The sequence below is a fragment of the Pseudonocardia xishanensis genome (genome assembly GCF_039541715.1).
Lineage (GTDB): Bacteria > Actinomycetota > Actinomycetes > Mycobacteriales > Pseudonocardiaceae > Pseudonocardia > Pseudonocardia xishanensis.
In genome coordinates, this window is sequence record NZ_BAABGT010000122.1 from 319,164 (window position 1) to 334,850 (window position 15,687).

The following is a 15,687-nucleotide window of genomic DNA, read 5'->3' on the forward strand; positions in this document are numbered from 1 at the left end:
ATGCCCCGCCCGACCAACCGCCCGTCGCTTCGCCACCACCGCGCCCGCCACGACACCGTCCGCCACTCCTCCCGCCGCGTCGGCGGCGAGTTCCGCGGCGTCGCCTGGCTCGTCCGCCACCCGCTGTTCGCCCTCGTCCCCGCCGCCCTGGTCGCCGCCGCCGTGCTCCTCGGTGCGCTCCCGACCGCGATCGGTGTCGGTGCGCTCGTCCTGGCGATCGCCGTGTGGGGGCGGCTGCACCCGCCCTCCTTCGACCGCTGGGCCGCACCCACCCTCCGCGCTACGTGGCGCCGGTGGACCACCTACCGCGGCCGCCGCTGGGCCGCCCTGCTCGCCGACTGCGGCCTCGCCCAGACCAACCACCACACCGGACACATCCACGCCCCACGCGTGCTCCGCGTCCGCTCCGCCACGCCCACACTCGACACCCTGCGCGTCCGCCTGACTCGCGGGCAGGACCTCACGCTCTGGACCGGCCGCACCGAACCCCTCGCCGACGCGCTACGCGCGCACCGGGTCGCCGTGGCCCGGCACCGTCCCGGGGTGCTCACCGTCGTCGTCGAGCGGGAGATGCCGTTCCGGTTCCCGATCCCCGCCCCCGCGATCCCCTGCGCAGCGGAGTCGGTCGACCTCGGCGCGCTGCCGATCGGGGAAGACGAGTACGGCCACCCCTTCACACTCCCCGTCCCCGGCCGACACATCGCCGTCGCGGGCGCATCGGGCTCGGGGAAGAGTTCGCTGATCTGGTCCCCGCTACGCGCCATGGGACCCGCCATCCGCGACGGCCTCGTCCGCGTCCACGTCATCGACCTCAAAGGCGGTGCGGAGACCCGCCGCGGGGTGCCGCTGTTCCACCGCCACGCCACCACCGCAACCGAGGCAATCGCGCTGCTCACCGACGTGCGCGACGAGATGAAAGCCCGCCAACAGCTCATGGCCGACCAAGGCCTTCGGCGTCTCGACGTCACCGCGGAGACCCCGCTGGACGTGGTGATCATCGACGAGATGGCCATGCTCACCGCCTACGGCGAACGCGCCGACGTCCGCGAAGCCCTCCGGCTGCTCGCCGAGATCCTCACCCAGGGCCGGGCCTGCCTCACCTCGGTGCTCGGGTATGTGCAGGAGCCGACCAAGGACGTCGTCGACGTCCGGGACCTGTTCACCACCCGGATCTGCCTCGGCGTCACCGCCAGCTCGCACGTGGACATGATCCTCGGCGACGGAGCCCGCGAACGCGGCGCACTCGCCGACGAGATCCCCGGCGGCGACGACCACGCAGGCATCGGCTACATCATCGACCAGCGCTCACGGCTCCCGATCCGCTTCCGCGCCTGCCTGGTCACCGACGACGAGATCGACGAGCTCGTCGCCCGCTGCGCCCCGCCCGCCCCGCCGGAGCTGCGCGCGATCGACGGGGAGGCCGCGTGATGTGGGCCGTCACCGGATGGGCCGCCGCGACCTGGCTTCGCGTCACCCTGGCCCTCACCCTGCTGCTCGGGGTCCTCTGGCTGGCGCTCGGCACTGGTTCCGGCTGGTTCTGGGCCGCTGTCGCCGCCGCCGCTCTGGTCGAGTGGCACACGACCCGAGCGCTCGCGGCTGAGTGGGGATACGAGGCCCGCTACACCTGGTGGTGGACCCGATGACCCACAACCACGACCACGACCTCACCGCCCGACTGCGCTCCTTCGACTACCCCGCCTGGCGGGCCCGCATGGAAGCCACCGGAGGCTGCGCCCACCCCGTCCGGCTGCGCGGCTCCTCGACCATCACCACCACCAGCGGAGAGGTCCTGGCCCAGCGCTCCGGGGAGGTCTGGGCGCCGTGCGGGAACCGCCGCGACACCGTCTGCCCCGCCTGCTCGCACCGCTACGCCGCCGACGCCTTCCACCTCATCCGCGCTGGACTCGCCGGACAGGAGCGCGGCGTCCCGGCCTCGGTCACCGACCGGCCGCGGGCATTCCTGACCCTCACCGCACCGTCGTTCGGTTCGGTCCACACTCGACGGCTCACCGCCCGAGGCCGCGTTGTTCCCTGCCGCTGCGGGGCGCATCACCAGGCCAACGACCCGAACATCGGCGGGGCCGTCGACCACGACACCTACGACTACACCGCCGCGGTGCTCTGGCAGGCTCACGCCGGGAAGCTCTGGGCCCGCTTCGCCATCGCCCTGCGCCGCGCGCTCGCCGCCCGCCTCGGCGTCTCCGGCCGCCGCTTCGGCCAAGTCGCCCGGCTGTCCTACGCCAAGGTCGCCGAGTACCAACGCCGCGGGCTCGTGCACTTCCACGCCGCCATCCGCCTCGACGGACCAGACGGACCCGCCGACCCTCCACCCGCCGGGATCACCGGCGAAGGACTACACGACGCCGTCCGAGAGGTAGCCGCCGCCACGGTCCTCGACGTCGCCCGACCCGACGGGACCACGCTCGCACTCCGCTGGGGTACGCAGCTCGACCTCCGCGAGATCACCCCCACCGCACACAACGCCGTCACCGATGAGGCCGGCGAGATCACCGACTCCCGCCTCGCCAGCTACATCGCCAAGTACGCCACCAAGGGCACCGGCAAGACCGACGGCCACCCCGACCGCCCCATCCGGTCGCTGACCCACCTCGAGCACCTGACCCTCGCCGACCACCACCGCCAGCTCATCGAGACCGCATGGCACCTCGGCGGACTCCCGCAATACGTAGAGCTGAACCTGCGCAAATGGGCCCACATGCTCGGGTTCCGCGGCCACTTCCTCACCAAGAGCCGCGCCTACTCCACCACCTTCCGCACCATCCGCAGCGAGCGCCGGGCCTGGCGCCTGACCGAACAGCTCGACCAGCTGGGCCATCCCGCCGACGAGCCCGTGATCGTCGTCAACGACTGGCACCTCGTCGGCATCGGCCACCACACCGACACCGACCGAGAACTCGCACTCGCCCACGCCGAACGCATCCGAGACGACCGACGCGCTGCCAGGAGGACACCGTGACCGCCTCGTCGACCCGCCTCGTGGTCCGTTGGCACACCGTCGCCGAGGTGGCCGTGATGCTCAACTACGGGCTCTCCAAGACCAAGATGCTGGTCGCCACAGGTGAGATCCGGTCCTTGAAGGACGGCCGCCACCGCCGGGTCCTGCCCGAGTGGGTCGACGAGTACGTCCAGCGTCGCGCCGCGGGGGCTGCCTGATGACCACGAAGGCACGTGCGAACGGCGAGGGCTCGATCTACCCGCACCGCAACGGTTTCGCGGCCTACGTGTGGGTCCAGACCCCGGCCGGGGCCCGGAAGCGCAAGTACGTCTACGGCAAGACCCGCGACGAGGTGCACGGCAAGTGGCTCTCGCTCCACCAGGCGGCGAAGGCCGGTCCCGTCGCGACCACCGTGCCGCGTCTCGATGCGTTTCTCGCGTCCTGGCTCGCCGAGGTGATCAAGCCGAACCGGGCGCCGCTGACGTACGTGAACTACGAACTGTTCGTCCGCCGGTACATCGTGCCGGGCATCGGAGAGCGGCGGCTCGACCGGCTGCAGGTCCGAGACGTGCAGCAGTGGATCAACAAGCTGCCGACCCTCTGCCAGTGCTGCGAGCAGGGCAAGGACGAGCGCCGGGAGCCGAAGGCTCGCCGCTGCTGTGCTCGTGGGCTCTGCTGCCACGATGTCCCCAGCTCGCGCACGATCAGCGATATCCGCCTGCCTCCGCTCGGCTCTGTCGCACGCGGTCCGCGAGGAGCTGGTCACGCGTAACGTCGCGCAGTTCGTCACCCTGCCGTCGGTCCGCAAGAAGAAGCGCAAGGCGTGGACCACCGACGAGGTGCGGATCTTCCTGGAGTCCGCCCGCAGCGCTCGGGACGCGATGTTCGCGGCCTACGTCCTGGCCGTGGTCCTCGGCCTGCGGAAGGGCGAGATCCTCGGTCTCACGTGGGCGGACCTCGACCTCGACGGTGGCGAGCTGACGGTCGGCCGCCAGCTCCAGCGCGCGAGCGGCGAGCTGCTGCATCGCGAGACGAAGACCGAGGCGTCTGACGACACGTTGCCGCTGCCGGACGTCGTGATCACGGCTCTCCGACACCGTCAGGAGGCCCAGCGCGCGGACCGCGCCAAGGCCGGGAGGGCCTGGCAGGACACGGTGGGTCTCGTCTTCACCACGAAGACCGGGCTACCGATCGAGCCGCGCAACTTCAACCGCTCCTGGGACAACCGCTGTGACCGCGCCGAGGTCCGGAAGATCACCATCCACGACGCCCGCCGGTCCTGCGCAACGCTGCTGGTCGACCTCGACGTCCACCCGCGCGTGATCATGCGGATCCTTAGGCACGCCCAGTTCTCCGTGACGATGGAGATCTACTCGCAAGCGTCCTCGGCCGCGACCAAGGCCGCGTTGCACAAGCTCGGCGACAGCCTCGGCGGATGAGCTACTGCTGTACTTCGCTGCTGTACACGCAAGAACGGCCCGGCTCCCACCGAGGGGACCGGGCCGCTGAGCTGCTGTGGAGCTGAGGGGAATCGAACCCCTGACCTTCTCGATGCGAACGAGACGCGCTACCAACTGCGCTACAGCCCCAGGCCTGCAGGCCTTCCGGCCGTGCAGGAAAGACCTTATCGCACCACTACTGACCGGCCGCACGAGGGTAGGTGCCCGCGGGCTCCGCTCCGGCGACCGGGAGGTCCTCGTCCTCGTCGTCCACGTCGACCAACTGCGTTCCCGCAGGCAGCGGGGGCGGCGGGGCCGGCTGCAGCCGGGGCAGCGCGGACTCGACGGCGGCGGGTGCGGCCCCGTCGAGGGTGCGGCGATGGGCGGGCAGCACACCGACGGGCTCGCCGGTGCCGCGGATCCGCTCGGGTCGTCCGTCGTCCGCGGTCCAGTCCTCGGCGTGCTCGTCCGCGGCCTCGTCGGGCGCGTCCTCGTCCTCGTCGTCCGCCGACTCCCGGTCCTCGGCCTCCCGGGTCGCGACCTCGCGGCCGCGGCGCGCCCACTCGTCGAGCTCCGGGTCGTCCGCGGCGCCCGACCGGCGGGTGCCCGCCATCCGCGCGGCGCGACGCTCCCGGATCGCCTCCTCCATCCGCACCTGCCTGCGCAGGTAGACGAGGTAGCCGACGAGGGTGAGGTCGACCAGACCGTGCGCCCACCAGAGCGCGGGCACGGCCAGCACCGCGACGAGCGCGGTGACCACGGCCAGCACCAGCAGCCCGACCACGACCCGCTGCCGGAAGGTGTACCGGGCGCGGGCGGCGAGGGCCGCGGCCTCGGCGTCGAACCCGCCGCGACCGCGGCGGAAGCTCGCGGGCGGACGCTCCCAACCCTCGTCCGCCCGGATCCGCGGCTCGTGGCGCGGCGCGGCGGCGGGCAGGTCGTCCTCGTCGTAGGCGTAGTAGCCGGCGGCGGCGTAGCCCTCGTCGGGGGCGGCCGCCTCGTCCCGGATCCGGGGATCGGGGTCGTCACGACCGGCGTCATCCCGGTCGAGATCGCCGGGCCCGCGGTCCTCCCGACCCGGGTCGACCGCGTGCTCCGGCTCCGCCGGCGTCCGGGCCGCGGGCACGCCGGGCCCTCGTGTCGTGACGGCACCGGTCGCGGGCTCGGCCCGCTCGTCGTCCGTGTCCATCGGATCCACCTCCAGGCTCCAGTGCCGCACCGGCCGCTCCAGCACCCGGCCCGAGAGGGCGGCCACACTGGGCCGCTCCACCTCCTGCCGTCGCCGCGCGACCGCGGGGACCAGGATGAGCAACCACAGCACCACGAGTCCCGCGAAGATCAACGAGCTGGGCAACGGCTGCTCCTCCCCTCCAGCGGCGCAATCGGCACGTGATCCGCCCCGGGCCGGAGCCTTGATCACTCACCGGGTGTCCCACGGTAGTGAGCGCGAGTGCGTGATCCGGGGTGCGACGCGCCGGGCTCCCCCGCCGTTCCGAGTTTCCGCCGGGACGGGTGTGACGACTGGTGCGCGAGCGACCACGCTCCGCCACATCGCACCGCGAACGGGGGCCGCGTGCCTCCGTCAGGGGCGGGTGGCGCGACCCTCTGCGACCAAGCGGCCCGTCAGCCCGCCGACGGGGAGCTCCTCGGCGGTGAGCGCGAAGCAGAGGTGGTCCCGCCAGGCCCCGTCGACGTCCAGGTAGCGCTGGAACAGGCCCTCCTCGCGGAACCCGAGCTTCGCGAGCACGCGCAGGCTCGGCCCGTTCTCCGGCCGCACGGTCGCCTCCAGCCGGTGGAGCCCGACCGCGCCGAAGCAGTGGTCGACCGCGAGGGCGACCGCCGCCGTGGTGACCCCCTCGCCGTTCACCCGGGCGTCGCACCAGTAGCCGACGTAGGCGGACAGCAGCGGCTCCCGCACCACGTTGCCGATCATGACGTGGCCGACGAGCGTGCCGTCCAGCACGATCGCGAACGGCAGGGCCGCCCCGCGCCGGGCGGCACCGCGCAGCAGCCACCAGCGACCCGGCCACTCCGCGGGCGCGTTACGCCGCGCCCAGCCGCCCGGTGTCGAGGGCTCCCAGTGCACCAGGTGCTCCTCGTCCCGGATCCGGATCGCGGACCATGTGCTGCCGTCCGACAGCTTGACCGGCCGCAACTCGACCCGCCCCGCGGGCACGTCCAGCGGGCCGAGGCGCGCGGGCCACCCGGGGTGACGCCCGACGTACTCGGGCTGGGCGTGGCTCACCTCGTCAGCGTCGCGAGGAGAGGAGTGCGACCTCGACGCGCTCGTCCATGCCGACCTCCGTCGTGGACTCGGGGATCGTGACCAGCGCGTTCGCCTCCGCGAGGGTCGCGAGCAGATGGACGCCCCCGGTGGCCAGCGGCTGCACCAGGTAGTCCCCCGACTCGACCTCGCGCAGCAGCCTGCCCCGGACGAACGACCGCCTGCCCTCGGGCGAGGCGACCGGTGAGGTCAGCCGGGCCGACACGGTGCGCCGGTACGGGTCGGTGAGGCCCAGCCCGAGCCTGATCAGCGGCCGGACGAGCACCTCGAACAGCACCAGCGCCGTAGCGGGCCCCGAGGGGAACAGGAAGGTGGGCACGGAGTCTCGTCCCAGCCGCCCGAACGCCTGCGACGACCCGGGGGACATCGCGACCCGGGTGGTGTCGATCTCCCCGAGCCCGGCGAACGCCGCCTTGGCCTCCGAGCCCGCGTTGCCGCCCGCCCCGCCGCACACCACGACGATCTCGGAGAACGGCAGCATGTCCTCGACGGCCGACCGCAGCTCGCGGGCGTCGCACCGGACCAGCCGCGGCGGCCGGACGATCTCCGCACCGGCCTCGCGGGCGGCCGCGGTGAGCGCGTAGGACGAGACGTCCGGCACGTGCCCCGCAGCCGACGGGCGGGAGACGTCCACCAGCTCGTCCCCCATCGACACCACCGAGACCCGGGGCCGCGGGTGCACCAGCACCTTGTCCCGGCCCGCGGCCGCGAGCAGCGCGACCTGGGCGGCGCCGATCACGGCATCCCGCCGCACGGCGACGTCCCCCGGCTGGAGGTCCTCGCCGATCCGCCGGACGAACCCCGCGGACGGCACGCCGCGGGTCACCTTGAGCCGCGCGGACCCGCCGTCCGTGTGAGCGCGGGGCAGCACCGCGTCCGCCAGCGTGGGCAGCGGGGCTCCCGCCGCCACCTGGACGGCCTGCCCGGGCTGCAGCCGCAGGGGCTGCCGCGATCCCGCGGGGATCTCCCCCACGACGGGCAGCTCGACGGGCTCGGCCTCGGACCCCCCGACCACGTCCACGCTGCGCACCGCGTACCCGTCGATCGCCGCCTGGTCGAAGCCGGGCAGCGCGCGGGACGCGACGACCTCCTCGGCGCTGCGCAACCCGTGGGCGTCGGAGAGGGCGACCCGGACCGGGGCCGGCCGGGCCGCGATCTCGAGGACCCGCTTGAGCTGCTCGTCGACGCTCCGCACGGGCGTCAGTCTCCCAGTCGGTCGGCCAACCAGGTGCGCAGGGACGCGCCGTAGTCCGGGTGATCCAGGGCGAAGTCGACGAAGGCGCGGACGTAGCCGCCCGGGTTCCCGAGATCGTGGCGCCCACCGCGGTGGACGACGATGTGCACGGGGTGGCCCTCGTCGATGAGCAGCTGCACGGCGTCCGTCAGCTGCAGCTCGCCGCCCGCGCCCGGGGTGATCCGGCGGAGCGCGTCGAAGATCGCCCGGTCCAGCACGTACCGCCCGGCCGCGGCATAGGTCGAGGGCGCCTCCTCCGCGGAGGGCTTCTCCACCATGCCGTGGACCTGCTTGACGTCCGGGTCGTCCGTGTCGGTGACGTCGAAGACGCCGTACGGGGAGATCTCGGCCTTCGGGATGTCGAAGGCGCACAGCACGCTGCCGCCCTTCTCCTCCCGCACCGCGATCATCCGGTTGAGCACCCCGGTCGGCAGCACCAGGTCGTCCGGCAGCAGGACGGCGATCGCCTGCTCGTCCGGCTCCAGGGCCTGCTCGGCCTGCGCGACCGCGTGGCCGAGCCCCTTCGGCTCGTACTGGTAGACCGTCTTGACCTCGATCAGCCCCGGCGCCCGCTGGACCTTGGCCAGCAGCGCGTCCTTGCCGCGGGCCTCGAGGGTCTTCTCCAGCTCCGGTGCGGGCTCGAAGTAGGCCGCGACCGACTCCTTGCCCGGCGAGGTGACGATCAGCAGCTGCTGGGCGCCCGCCTCCGCGGCTTCGGCGGCGATCAGCTCGACGCCCGGGGTGTCGACGACCGGCAGCAGCTCCTTCGGCACGGCCTTCGTGGTCGGCAGGAAACGAGTGCCCAGGCCGGCGGCGGGGACGACGGCCGAGCGCAGGGCTGAGGGCTGGCTCATCCCGCGAGCCTATCCGCGTGGGTAGCGTGACCGGGTGGCGGAGCACGGATCGGGTGACCGGAGCAGCCGGGAACCGCTGGACGGCGGACCGGCCGAGCGCGCCAAGGCCGCGCTGCGCGCCCGCCTGCTCGACGCCCGCCGCGCCCTGACCCCGCCGCAGCGCGCGCAGGCCGCGGAGAAGCTGTGCGGCCACGTGCTGCAGTGGGCGCGGGACCAGCGTTCGGGCCCGGCCTGCGCCTACCTGCCCATCGGGGCGGAGCCGGGATCGGTCGCCCTGCTCGACGGGCTGCGTGCCGCGGGTCGCCCGGTGCTGCTCCCCGTGGTGCCCGCCCGGCCGGGCCCGCTGGACTGGGCGCCCTACCGCGGGCCGGGCTCGCTCGGCCCGGGCCCACTCGGCCTGCGCGAGCCGACGACCGCACGGCTCGGACCCGATGCCCTGCGCACCGCGGCGCTCGTGCTGGTCCCCGCCCTGGCCGCCGACCGGGCGGGGCACCGGCTCGGCCGCGGGGGCGGCTACTACGACCGCACGCTGGGCGCGGCCGCCGCGGGCACCCCGTTGCTCGCCCTCCTGCACGACGGCGAGCTGATCGACGACGTTCCGGTCGACGTCCACGACCGCCCGGTCACGGGTGTGGCCATGCCGACTCCCGGAATCGTTGTGACGGGGAACAACGCCCGCGGCTGACGGGTTATGCTGGCACTCGCTCACGAAGAGTGCCAGTTCTCGGAGGATCACGTGCCGACCTACCAGTACGCCTGTACCGATTGCGACCACCGGTTCGAGGCCGTGCAGTCCTTCTCCGACGACGCACTCAGCGTGTGCCCGGAGTGCGGGGGCAGGCTTCGCAAGGTGTTCTCCTCCGTGGGGATCGTGTTCAAGGGCAGCGGCTTCTACCGCACCGACAGCCGGTCCGGCTCCTCGACCGTGAGCCCGGAGACCTCGTCCTCCTCGAACGGCTCCGACTCCTCGGCCGCCAAGGCGGACTCCGGGGCCAAGTCCGAGTCGAGCTCCTCGAGCAGCAAGTCCGACTCGGGCTCATCGTCCACGAGCACCAAGGCGGCGGCGGCCTCCTGAGGCGTCCGAGGCCGCAGTTGTCCACAGCCTGAGCGAGTCATCCACAGGTTGTCGACGACTCCGTCCACGGTGTCCGCGCGCCCTTAACGTCGCGGGCATGACCGAACGAGGAAGCGGCCGGCGCGATCCGTTGGCCTGGCTGCGCACCCAGGCGACCTGGCGGCGCACCGTCGTGGCCCGCCGCGTCGCGGCCTCGGCTCTGCTGGTCCTCGCCGTCGCGCTCGCGCTGCGACCGTCCGGGCCCGAGACCGTGCAGGTGGTCGTCGTGGCGCGTGACCTCCCGCCCGGCGCCGTCCTCGCCCCGGCGGACGTCACGCTCCGGCCGTGGCCCGCGGAGATCGTCCCCGCCGGGGCGCTCGGGGTCGCGGCGGAGGTCGAGGGGCGGGTCGTGGCGGGCGCCGTGCGCGCCGGTGAGGTCCTCACCGATCTGCGGCTGGCCGGGCCCGCGCTGGCCGCCGGTGCGACCGGGATCGCGGATGCCGCCGCGGTGCCCGTCCGGCTCGCGGACCCCGAGATCGCCACCCTGCTCACCACCGGGACCCGGGTGGACGTCGTCATGGCGGCGGCCGAGGGTGGCGGCCCCACGGTGATCGCCGACTCGGCGGTCGTGCTGACCGTGCTCGAGCCCGGCCCGAGCTCCCCCGGGGCCTCCCGCGGACGATCGGCCCTGGTAGCCCTGCCGCGGGAAGTCGCGACGCGCGTGGCCGCCGCCTCGCTCTCGGACCAGGTCGCCGTTACGCTCCGCTCGCGGTACTGATCATCGGGGGTGCCGCGTCGAGAGCCGGCCGCAGGGCCGGTCGGAGGGGGTAGCGTGCTCAAGGGTTTCAAAGACTTCATCCTGCGCGGGAACGTCGTCGACCTCGCGGTCGCGGTCGTCATCGGCGCCGCGTTCACCGCGATCGTCACCTCGTTCACCAGCGGCATCATCGAGCCGTTGCTGAACGCGATCACCCCGCCGTCGGTGCCGGGCCTGGGCATCCTGCTGCAGCAGGACAAGCCCAACACGTTCATCGACTTCTCGATGGTGATCAGCGCGGCGATCAACTTCCTGATCGTCGCGGCCATCGTCTACTTCGTCCTCGTGCTGCCGATCAACGCGCTGAAGAACCGGCGCAAGCGCGGCGAGGAGCCGGGCCCGTCGGAGCCCTCGGACGTCGAGCTGCTGGCCGAGATCCGGGACCTGCTCAAGGCCCAGACCGCACCCGCGGACAGCGGGAACGGCAAGCACCAGGCCTGAGGCCGTTTCAGTCCCGGTCGTGGTGCGGAGGGCGGTTCATCCGGTACCACTCCTCGTCCCGGTCCCGGTCCCGGTCCGCCGGGCGCGGCTCGTCGTCGAGCTCGTCCTTCGTGACCTCGGGCAGGGGGTCGCCGAAGACCTCCGCGAGCCTGCGGCGCACCGAATCCGGCAGTTCTGCCATCCCTCCATCGTGCCGGCCCACGCGGGGGTCGATTCGATGCCACCATTGGACAGACGCCGGGTGACCGGGACACGAACTGGGTGGAGGACCCGATGAGCTGGCAGGACACGTTGAAGAGCCTGATCGACAAGGCCAAGCCCTACGTCGACCAGGCGCAGGAGAAGGCCGGGCCCTATCTCGACAAGGCGGGCGAGAAGGCGGCGCCGTACGTCGAGCAGGCCAGGGAGAAGGCCGGTCCGCTGTTGGAGAAGGCGGCCAAGAAGGTGGACGAGGCCACGAAGGGCAAGTACAGCGAGCAGATCGGCTCGGTGAAGGGGAAGGTCGACGAGGCCCTGAAGAAGCCGGAGTCGCCCGCGTCCCCGACCACGACCGCCGGGCCGACCACCCCGGCTCCGTCGACGGGGCCGACCACGCCTTCAGCCCCGCCCACACCGCCCACGGCCACCCCGCCGCCCACGGCCGCGGGGCCGAACACCCCGGTGACGCCGACGCCCCCGGTCGATCCCACCCCGGACACCGGGACCACGCCCTCGGCCTGAGCGGGTTCGCCCAGCCCGTCGCCGGTCACCGTGGCCCGGCGGCGGATCAGGAGGTCTCGAGCCCCGACAGCTCCCCGATCACGTGCGCGACGAGCGGGGACAACGTGGCCATCCCGTCCCGCACCGCGGCGCGCGAGGAGGCCAGGTTCACCACCAGGGTGCTGCCGGACACGCCCACCAGCCCCCGGGACAGGCCCGCGTCCACCGCGCCCGCGGCCAGGCCGGAGGCGCGGATGGCCTCCGCGATGCCGGGGATCGGGCGGTCCAGCACACCCGCCGTGGCGTCCGAGGTGACGTCCCGCGGGGACACGCCGGTACCGCCGACGGTAATCACGAGGTCGACGCCGCCGATGACGGCCGTGTTGAGTGCGTTGCGGATGGCGACGGCCTCCCCCGGGACGGTGACTGCACCGTCCACGACGAAGCCGGCCTCCTCGAGCAGCTCGGCCACGAGCGGCCCGGTCCGGTCCTGGGTCTCCCCGTGCGTCACCCGGTCGTCCACGATCACCACGAGGGCTCGGCCGATCTGCGGGGTCGCCATCTCCATGTGCTCACCGTAGTGGTGCCGCGACGGGCCCGGCCCGGCGGGACCGCGCCGGTGCGGGGAGGGGGTTCCGGCACCGACGCGGGCCCTGACCGCACCGCGGGGCACCGCGGCACGAACACCCATCATGACCCGCCCCGGCCGTTCCCGCGGGATCTGGGGGCGTTCTCCGCCGGATGCCCGCCATCGATCACCCGGCGGGCTCAGCTGGGCTCGCCCGCCAGGGTGACCTGGACCTCTCGGTTCGCGAGCGACACGGTGACCTGCTCGCCCGGGCGATGGTCCCGTACCGCCGCCACCAGCTCGTCGCCGTCCTCGATGGGCCGGTCACCGATCCGCAGGACGACATCTCCCGGCCGCATCCCGGCCTGCTCGGCGGGGCTGCCCGGGGCGATCTGACCGACGACCGCGCCACCGCCCGCCGGCGCACCGGCCTGCGTCACGGTCACTCCGAGCACCGCGCGGGTGGCGGTGCCCGTGCGGGCGAGCTCGTCCGCGACCCGGGCCGCCTGCGCGACGGGGATCGAGAAGCCGACGCCGATCGAGCCGCCCCGCTCTCCGCCGGTGCTGGCGATCGCGGAGTTCACCCCGATCACCCGGCCCTGCAGGTCGACCAGCGGGCCACCGGAGTTGCCCGGGTTGATGGCGGCGTCGTGCTGGACGGTGTTGAGCACGGTGGCCTGGCCGCCTCCGCCGCCCACGCTCACCGCACGGTCCAGGGCGCTGATGATCCCGGTCGTCACGGTGCCGTCGAGGCCGAGCGGCGCCCCGATGGCGACGACCTGCTGGCCGACCCGCAACGACTCGGAGTCCCCCAGCTCGGCCGGGGTGAGGCCGGCCGCGCCGTCCAGCCGGAGCAGGGACAGGTCGGAGCCGACGTCCCGGCCCGCGATCCGGCCGGTGAACGCGCGCCCGTCGGCGAAGACCGCGGTGATCGTGCCGCCCTCGGCGGCGGGGGCGATCACGTGGTCGTTGGTGAGCAGCAGGCCGTCGGGGCTCAGCACGATGCCGGAGCCCTCGTCTCCTCCCGGGCCGCCTCCCTCGACGCGCAGCAGGGCGACGCTCGGCAGCACCTTCGCCGCGACTGCCTCGACCGGCGTGAGCTGCGCCGACGCCGGGTCCGGCGCGGGCAGTCCGCGCTCCAGGACGCCCAGCTCGTCGGTCCGCCGGTCGGCGAGCGACCAGCCGACCCAGCCCCCGACCGCCCCGGCGAGCAGGGCGAGGACGACCGCCGCCGCCGCGAGGGCGAGCACGCTGCGCCCACGACCGGGCGGGGAGACGGGCGGAGAGACGGGCGGAGAGACGGGCGGCGACGGCTCCTCCCGGCCCGGCTCGTCCTCCGGGACCGGCTCGACGAGCGCGTGTCGCCCGGTGTCCGTCAAGGGATCGACCGACGGTGACCCCACCGGCGGTGTGGCGAGGTCCGCAGGCCCCCCGGTCCCGCCCGGGGGAACCGCGCTCGCCTCCCGGGCGCTCGGGTCCGTGGCCGCACTGTGGCGGCCGCGATCGCCCTCGGGGTGCTCGTCGGTCATCGGGGTCGTGTGCTCCTGGAGTCGCCGGACGGGTGCGGCGAACCCTAGTGCGGCGCACCGACATCCACCGTCTCGACCGGCACCGACAGATGATGCTTCCTTGACAGTGATTGTTGTCGGTGAGACGCTCGCCCCCGTGCCCACCCCGACGGTCGTGATCGAGGACGCCGCCGTCGCCGCGGTCGCCCTGGACCCCGTCCGCGCCCGGCTGCTGGCGGCCCTGCGCACACCCGGCTCGGCCACCAGCCTCGCCGCCGAGCTGGGCCTGAGCAGGCAGAAGGTGAACTACCACCTGCGCGCGCTGGAGGCGCACGGGCTCGTCGAGCTGGTGGCGGAGCGCCGCAAGGGCAACATGACCGAGCGCCTGCTCCGCACCACCGCGGCGGCCTTCGTGATCTCGCCGCAGGCGTGGGCGCTGCTGGCGCCGGACCCCGACCGCGAACCGGACAAGGTCTCCGCCCAGTGGCTGCTGGCCCTGGCGGCCCGCCTGCTTCGCGAGGTCGGAAGGCTGATCACGGCGGCGGGGTCCCGGCGCGTCGCCACCTTCGCGATCGACGGCGAGATCACCTTCGCCACCGCCGCGGACCGGGCCGCCTTCGCCCGCGAGCTCGGCGAGTCGGTGAGCACGCTCGTCGCCCGGTACCACTCCACGCAGGGCAGACCACATCGGATCGTGGTCGCCCTCCATCCCGCCATGCCCCCGGAGGAGCCGCAGTGAGGTTCGAGATCCGCCGCGAGGTGGCGTTGCCCGTCCCGCCCGAGGAGGTCTGGCGGGCGATCGCGACGCCCGGGGGCCAGGCCGGGTGGTTCATGACCGTCGAGGAGGCGGAGGACGCGGCGGAGATCGTCGAGGATGCCCCGCACCGGCTCGAGCAGCGGTTCGGCACGCAGGCGATCGAGTACGTCCTCGAGGCGGCCGCGGGCGGCACGACCGTGCTCCGGTTCGTCCACAGTGGCGTCCTGGAGGAGGACTGGGGGGACGAGTTCGAGACCATGACGGGCCACGGCTGGGACCTGTACCTGCGCACCCTGCGCGAGTACCTCACGCACTTCCCCGGCCGCCCCGCCGTGTACGTCGAGGCGGAGGCGCCACCCGGCCCACAGGCATGGAGCGGCGTACTGAAGGCCCTGGGCGACCCCGCCGAGGGGGACGTCGTGACCACCCCCGTCGGCGACGGCACCGTCGACGTCCGCAGCGAGCACCACCTGGGCGTCCGCACCGAGCACGCGCTGGTCCGCTTCCACGAGCGGTCACTGATCGGGATGCCCCTGGCCGTCGGCCACCACGAGTACACCCCCGGCGCCGATCGCGCCGCGCTCACCGAGACCTGGACCACCTGGCTGGGAGGCCTGGCATGACCACGATGGAACCGTTCCTGATGTTCCAGTACGGCGAGGCCGAGGCGGCCATGACGTTCTACACCGGACTCTTCGCCGACGGCGAGGTGCTCACCCTCGTGCACACGCCGGAGGGCAAGGTCCAGCAGGGTGTGTTCCGGGTGGCCGGGCAGCGGGTGCGGTGCTTCGACTCCCCCATGGAGCACGCGTGGGACTTCACCCCGGGCGTCTCGCTGTTCGTCACCTGCGACAGCCGTGAGGAACTGGAGAAGCTCTACGCCGCGCTCGCCGAGGGCGGCGCCCCGATGATGCCCCTGGACGACTACGGCTTCGGCCCGTTCGGCTTCCTCGCCGACCGCTACGGCGTCTCCTGGCAGCTCGCCCTGGACCTGCCCGCCGACTGGCGGTGATCCCCCTAGGGCGTGTCTCCCAAATGACGGGAGGTGCGTGAGCGATGCTTGAGTGGTGTCGCGG

Annotated in this window: 21 protein-coding genes and 1 tRNA gene; 14 read left to right on the forward strand and 8 right to left on the reverse strand. The window is 73.6% G+C overall.

Annotated elements, in window-relative coordinates:
- Genes ABD993_RS35510 through ABD993_RS35535 form a run of 6 tightly spaced genes read left to right on the forward strand, consistent with a single transcriptional unit; the run spans nucleotide 1 to nucleotide 4,395 of the window.
- Nucleotides 1–1,428 (forward strand): FtsK/SpoIIIE domain-containing protein, encoded by a 1,428-nt coding sequence (locus tag ABD993_RS35510; RefSeq protein WP_345428563.1) that lies wholly within the window; start codon nucleotides 1–3, stop codon nucleotides 1,426–1,428.
- Nucleotides 1,428–1,643 carry a hypothetical protein gene (locus tag ABD993_RS35515; protein WP_345428640.1) on the forward strand — a complete coding sequence of 72 codons (216 nt, stop codon included), beginning with the start codon at nucleotides 1,428–1,430 and terminating at the stop codon, nucleotides 1,641–1,643. Before ABD993_RS35510 ends, ABD993_RS35515 begins: the two co-directional genes overlap by 1 nt.
- A complete protein-coding gene (locus tag ABD993_RS35520) occupies nucleotides 1,640–2,977 on the forward strand; it encodes a replication initiator (RefSeq protein ID WP_345428565.1) in 1,338 nt (445 codons plus the stop codon). The genes ABD993_RS35515 and ABD993_RS35520 overlap by 4 nt, the downstream gene beginning before the upstream one ends.
- Complete coding sequence (locus ABD993_RS35525) at nucleotides 2,974–3,174, forward strand: excisionase family DNA-binding protein (RefSeq protein ID WP_345428569.1); 201 nt, start codon at nucleotides 2,974–2,976, stop codon at nucleotides 3,172–3,174. Before ABD993_RS35520 ends, ABD993_RS35525 begins: the two co-directional genes overlap by 4 nt.
- On the forward strand, nucleotides 3,174–3,728 hold the full coding sequence (locus ABD993_RS35530; RefSeq protein ID WP_345428571.1) for an N-terminal phage integrase SAM-like domain-containing protein: 555 nt from the start codon (nucleotides 3,174–3,176) through the stop codon (nucleotides 3,726–3,728). The genes ABD993_RS35525 and ABD993_RS35530 overlap by 1 nt, the downstream gene beginning before the upstream one ends.
- Nucleotides 3,640–4,395 (forward strand): tyrosine-type recombinase/integrase, encoded by a 756-nt coding sequence (locus tag ABD993_RS35535; RefSeq protein WP_345428573.1) that lies wholly within the window; start codon nucleotides 3,640–3,642, stop codon nucleotides 4,393–4,395. Before ABD993_RS35530 ends, ABD993_RS35535 begins: the two co-directional genes overlap by 89 nt.
- 77 nt (nucleotides 4,396–4,472) lie before the next feature.
- On the opposite strand, the gene ABD993_RS35540 is transcribed toward ABD993_RS35535, so the two are convergent.
- From ABD993_RS35540 to ABD993_RS35560, 5 genes are all read right to left on the reverse strand, one after another.
- A tRNA-Ala gene (locus tag ABD993_RS35540) sits at nucleotides 4,473–4,545 on the reverse strand.
- A 46-nt stretch (nucleotides 4,546–4,591) separates the two neighbouring features.
- Nucleotides 4,592–5,749, reverse strand: a complete 1,158-nt coding sequence (gene sepX, locus ABD993_RS35545; protein ID WP_345428575.1) for a divisome protein SepX/GlpR — start codon at nucleotides 5,747–5,749, stop codon at nucleotides 4,592–4,594.
- Nucleotides 5,750–5,977: 228 nt separating this feature from the next.
- Nucleotides 5,978–6,640 carry a GNAT family N-acetyltransferase gene (locus ABD993_RS35550; protein WP_345428577.1) on the reverse strand — a complete coding sequence of 221 codons (663 nt, stop codon included), beginning with the start codon at nucleotides 6,638–6,640 and terminating at the stop codon, nucleotides 5,978–5,980.
- Between the two features lie 4 nt (nucleotides 6,641–6,644).
- The gene (glp, locus tag ABD993_RS35555; RefSeq protein WP_345428579.1) at nucleotides 6,645–7,874 is read right to left on the reverse strand and encodes a molybdotransferase-like divisome protein Glp; all 1,230 of its coding nucleotides are present in this window, start codon (nucleotides 7,872–7,874) and stop codon (nucleotides 6,645–6,647) included.
- A 5-nt stretch (nucleotides 7,875–7,879) separates the two neighbouring features.
- Nucleotides 7,880–8,767, reverse strand: a complete 888-nt coding sequence (locus ABD993_RS35560) for a UTP--glucose-1-phosphate uridylyltransferase (protein WP_345428581.1) — start codon at nucleotides 8,765–8,767, stop codon at nucleotides 7,880–7,882.
- Nucleotides 8,768–8,801: 34 nt separating this feature from the next.
- Here ABD993_RS35560 and ABD993_RS35565 point away from each other — a divergent pair, with 34 nt between their 5' ends.
- From ABD993_RS35565 to mscL, 4 genes are all read left to right on the forward strand, one after another.
- On the forward strand, nucleotides 8,802–9,452 hold the full coding sequence (locus tag ABD993_RS35565; protein WP_345428583.1) for a 5-formyltetrahydrofolate cyclo-ligase: 651 nt from the start codon (nucleotides 8,802–8,804) through the stop codon (nucleotides 9,450–9,452).
- A 51-nt stretch (nucleotides 9,453–9,503) separates the two neighbouring features.
- Nucleotides 9,504–9,842 carry an FmdB family zinc ribbon protein gene (locus tag ABD993_RS35570; RefSeq protein WP_345428585.1) on the forward strand — a complete coding sequence of 113 codons (339 nt, stop codon included), beginning with the start codon at nucleotides 9,504–9,506 and terminating at the stop codon, nucleotides 9,840–9,842.
- A gap of 97 nt (nucleotides 9,843–9,939) precedes the next feature.
- A complete protein-coding gene (locus ABD993_RS35575; RefSeq protein ID WP_345428587.1) occupies nucleotides 9,940–10,599 on the forward strand; it encodes an SAF domain-containing protein in 660 nt (219 codons plus the stop codon).
- Nucleotides 10,600–10,653: 54 nt separating this feature from the next.
- Nucleotides 10,654–11,079 (forward strand): large conductance mechanosensitive channel protein MscL, encoded by a 426-nt coding sequence (gene mscL, locus ABD993_RS35580; protein ID WP_345428589.1) that lies wholly within the window; start codon nucleotides 10,654–10,656, stop codon nucleotides 11,077–11,079.
- A gap of 7 nt (nucleotides 11,080–11,086) precedes the next feature.
- Here mscL and ABD993_RS35585 read toward each other — a convergent pair whose 3' ends face one another.
- Nucleotides 11,087–11,260, reverse strand: coding sequence for a hypothetical protein (locus ABD993_RS35585; RefSeq protein ID WP_345428591.1), 174 nt, complete (start codon nucleotides 11,258–11,260; stop codon nucleotides 11,087–11,089).
- A 92-nt stretch (nucleotides 11,261–11,352) separates the two neighbouring features.
- Here ABD993_RS35585 and ABD993_RS35590 point away from each other — a divergent pair, with 92 nt between their 5' ends.
- Nucleotides 11,353–11,799 (forward strand): antitoxin, encoded by a 447-nt coding sequence (locus ABD993_RS35590; protein ID WP_345428593.1) that lies wholly within the window; start codon nucleotides 11,353–11,355, stop codon nucleotides 11,797–11,799.
- Nucleotides 11,800–11,845: 46 nt separating this feature from the next.
- Here ABD993_RS35590 and ABD993_RS35595 read toward each other — a convergent pair whose 3' ends face one another.
- Both ABD993_RS35595 and ABD993_RS35600 read right to left on the reverse strand, forming a co-directional pair.
- On the reverse strand, nucleotides 11,846–12,340 hold the full coding sequence (locus ABD993_RS35595) for a MogA/MoaB family molybdenum cofactor biosynthesis protein (RefSeq protein ID WP_425569242.1): 495 nt from the start codon (nucleotides 12,338–12,340) through the stop codon (nucleotides 11,846–11,848).
- Nucleotides 12,341–12,546: 206 nt separating this feature from the next.
- Nucleotides 12,547–13,875: a S1C family serine protease gene (locus tag ABD993_RS35600; protein ID WP_345428595.1), complete on the reverse strand. Its 1,329-nt coding sequence runs from the start codon at nucleotides 13,873–13,875 to the stop codon at nucleotides 12,547–12,549.
- 136 nt (nucleotides 13,876–14,011) lie between these two features.
- Here ABD993_RS35600 and ABD993_RS35605 point away from each other — a divergent pair, with 136 nt between their 5' ends.
- From ABD993_RS35605 to ABD993_RS35615, 3 genes are read left to right on the forward strand one after another with little or no spacing between them, the layout of a single operon-like run.
- Nucleotides 14,012–14,593: an ArsR/SmtB family transcription factor gene (locus ABD993_RS35605; protein ID WP_345428597.1), complete on the forward strand. Its 582-nt coding sequence runs from the start codon at nucleotides 14,012–14,014 to the stop codon at nucleotides 14,591–14,593.
- On the forward strand, nucleotides 14,590–15,234 hold the full coding sequence (locus ABD993_RS35610) for an SRPBCC family protein (protein WP_345428598.1): 645 nt from the start codon (nucleotides 14,590–14,592) through the stop codon (nucleotides 15,232–15,234). The genes ABD993_RS35605 and ABD993_RS35610 overlap by 4 nt, the downstream gene beginning before the upstream one ends.
- A complete protein-coding gene (locus tag ABD993_RS35615; protein WP_345428600.1) occupies nucleotides 15,231–15,623 on the forward strand; it encodes a VOC family protein in 393 nt (130 codons plus the stop codon). The genes ABD993_RS35610 and ABD993_RS35615 overlap by 4 nt, the downstream gene beginning before the upstream one ends.
- Nucleotides 15,624–15,687: the final 64 nt, after the last annotated feature.